The sequence below is a fragment of the Methylobacterium sp. A52T genome, from assembly GCF_053346095.1.
In genome coordinates this window covers 1-1448 of record NZ_JBKFBI010000295.1, presented here as the reverse complement: position 1 = coordinate 1448, position 1448 = coordinate 1, and the positions used below count along the sequence as shown (strand labels likewise).

General features: G+C 75.0%; 1 protein-coding gene and 1 pseudogene. Both read right to left on the bottom strand.

Features of this window, described 5'->3' with window-relative positions; genetic code table 11:
• Positions 1–193: 193 nt before the first annotated feature.
• Complete coding sequence (locus tag ACLBYE_RS30455; RefSeq protein ID WP_056523381.1) at positions 194–1147, bottom strand: DMT family transporter; 954 nt, start codon at positions 1145–1147, stop codon at positions 194–196.
• A gap of 114 nt (positions 1148–1261) precedes the next feature.
• Positions 1262–1448, bottom strand: a pseudogene (locus tag ACLBYE_RS30450) (hypothetical protein); the annotation flags it as partial.

Genomic DNA, 1448 nt, shown 5'->3' with positions numbered 1-1448 from the left:
GTCGAGGACGGCACGGCCGCGGCCGGCCCCGTGGGCGGGGTCGTCGGCGGCGCGGTCGGCGCGGCGACCGGCACGGTCGGCGGCGTGCTCGGCACCGATCCCGACCCGGCCCGCCGGGCCCGCGAGAACCGTCGCGAGGAGCGGATGGAGCGCCAGGAGCGCCTCGGCCGCTGACGGGTTCCGGCCGGTCGCCTCAGGCGGCCGGCCGCGCCTCCCGGCGGATCGTCTCCTGCGCCAGGAGGTACAGGCCGGAGCCGACGACGATCATGGCGCCCGCCACGGTCCAGCGGCTCGGGACGTCGCCGAACAGCAGGAAGCCGAGGGTCACGGACCAGAGCAGCTGCGTGTAGATGAACGGCGCCAGCACGTTGGCCGGGGCCCGGGCATGGGCCATCACCAGCAGCCAGTGGCCCAGCGTCCCGAACAGCGCGACCCCGAACAGCAGCGCCCAGTGGGTCAGGCTCGCCGGACTCGTCCAGATCCACGGCAGGAGCGGGGCCATCAGCGCGAGCCCCGCGAGGCCCGTGTAGAACATCGTCGTGGCGGTCGAGTCGTAGGCCGCGAGCTTGCGCGTGATGATCGCGTAGAAGGCGTAGACCACCACGTTGGCGACGCAGAGCAGCGCGGCCGGATGCATGCCGCCGACGCCCGGCCGCACGATCACCAGCACGCCCAGGAAGCCGACGCCGATCGCCGCCAGCCGCGCCCGCGACGACCACTCGCCGAGCAGCGGCCCGGCGAGCAGCGCCACGGTGAGCGGCGCGGCGAACTGAATCGAGATCGTCTCGGCAAGCTGCAGGTAGCGCAGGGCCAGGAAGTTGAGCGCCGTGGAGGCGAAGAGCAGCAGGGAGCGCGCGATCTGCAGCGGCAGGCGCCGGCTCTTCACGACGCCCGGCGTGCGCACCGGATTGATGAACAGCGAGATCATGGCGACGCTCGCCGCGTAGCGCATGAAGGTGGTGACCAGGGGATCGACGCCGGCCCGGGCCAGGGTCTTGCCGCAGGCGTCGAGGCTCGCGAAGAAGGCGACGGCCCCGCACATCAGGGCGATGCCGACGATCCGCCGGCGGCCGGCGAGGTCGGCCTCCGGAGCCGCGCGCGGCGCGGCGCTGTCGTCGGGGACGGAGGTCGCGACCTGCGTGCTCATGCCTGACCAATCTCGGTAGAGGCTGAAACCCCTGCCACGCCCGGCGCCGCGCGGGTATCCGCCGGCGCGCAGGGGAACCATGCAGCCGGCACGGTCGCCCGCGCCGGCGGCGGCTCAGCGCTTCGCCGCGACCTTCTCGGCGGCGGGGGCCTTCTCGGCGGAGGCCGTCTTGGTCGCGGCCTTGGCGAGCTTCGGCTTGGGCGGCGTCGCGCCGGCGATCAGGGCGGCGAGGTGCGACTGGTCGAGCCCCGCGGCGGCGCGCGCGGGCGCAGCGGGAACCGGCGCCGCCGCGGCGACCGGC